Raw genomic sequence first — 1,559 nt, 5'->3', positions numbered from 1 at the left:
CGCACCCCCGGATCAGCCGCCACCGCCTCCAACACCCGCACCAACCGCCCCACCAACACCCGCACACCGTCCTCATCGAACAGATCGGTGCTGTACTCGACCACGCCGGCGAGCCCGTCCGCGCCGTCGGCGCGCTCGCCGAACGCGAAGTTGAGGTCGACCTTGGCCACGCCCAGGTCGACGAGCTCCTCGCGGAGCGTGAGGTCGCCCAGCGCGGTTTCGGCCTGCGGTGTGTTCTGAACGGTCAGCATGACCTGGAAGAGCGGGTGACGCGCCAGCGAGCGCTCCGGGCTCAACACGTCGACCAGCCGCTCGAACGGGACGTCCTGGTTGGCGAAGGCGTCGAGCGTGACCTTGCGGACCCGGTCCAGCACCTCGCCGAAGGTCGGGTTGCCGGAGGTGTCCGTCCGCAGTACCAGGGTGTTGAGGAAGAGGCCCACCAGGCCCTCCGTGCCCTCGTCGGCACGGCCGGCCACCGGACTGCCGATCGGGATGTCCTCGCCCGCACCGAGCCTGGTCAGCAGTACGGCGAGCGCCGACTGCAGCACCATGAAGAGGCTCACCCCGCGCTCGCGCGCCAGTGCCCTGAGCCGTCCGGACAGTTCCGGGCTGAGGGAGCAGTCCGTCGTCCGTCCCCGGTAGCTCGCGACGGCGGGCCGGATCCGGTCGGCAGGCAGGGGGATCTCGTCCGGCAGGCCTGCCAGAGCCTCTTCCCAGTAGCCGAGTTGACGTGAGGCAAGACTCTTCGGGTCGTCCTCGTCGCCGAGCAGCTCACGCTGCCACAGCGTGTAGTCCGCGTACTGCACCGGCAGCGGCTCCCACGCCGGCGCCTCCCCCGCGCACCGGGCCGCGTAGGCCGCCGCGAGGTCACCCACCAGGGGCGTCTGCGACCAGCCGTCCGCCACGATGTGGTGCACCACGACCGCGAGCACGAACTCGTCCGAGCCGAGCGCGAACAGCGTGGCCCGGAGAGGCAGTTGGACCGCGAGATCGAAGCCACGGGTCACGGCGGACGTCAGCAGGGCCGGCAGTTCCGGCTCGGACGTCTCCACCACGTCCAACGTCGGCGCCGCCGCGTCGGCCTCCCACACCTCCTGCCGGGGTATGCCGTCCGTGTCCGGGAACACCGTCCGCAGACTCTCGTGCCGGGTGACCACGTCACGCAGTGCCGCCTCCAGCGCCGCCACGTCCAGCGCGCCCGAGAGCCGCAGCACGAACGGGAGGTTGTAGGTGGCGTTGGAGCCCTGCATCCGGTTCAGGAACCACAGCCGGCGCTGGGCGAACGACAGCGGAAGCTCTGCGGGCCGCCGTCCGGCCCGCAGCAGCGGCCTGGTCCGGTCCGCCGTCTCTATGCGGCCGGCCAGCGCGGCGACCGTCGGCGCCTCGAAGAGGTCCCGGACGGTCAGGCCGGCGTCCAGCAGGGTCCGGATCCGGTTGACGAGCCGTGCCGCGAGCAGCGAGTGCCCGCCGAGTTCGAAGAAGCTGTCGTCGATGCCGACCGAGGGCAGCCGCAGGACCTCGGCGAACGCCGTGCACAACACCTCCTCCCGCGGGGAACG

Annotated in this window: 1 protein-coding gene; it reads right to left on the bottom strand. The window is 71.6% G+C overall.

The genetic code is table 11. The features are described from left to right. Positions 1-1,538 (bottom strand): condensation domain-containing protein (locus ACZ6NC_RS41920; protein ID WP_465739146.1); only part of this gene is annotated, 1,538 nt, incomplete at its 3' end. Positions 1,539-1,559: the final 21 nt, after the last annotated feature.

The organism is Kitasatospora sp. NPDC041988 (assembly GCF_055588525.1).
The sequence above is the reverse complement of the archived record's forward strand: the minus strand, read 5'-3'. Positions and strand labels throughout refer to the sequence as shown.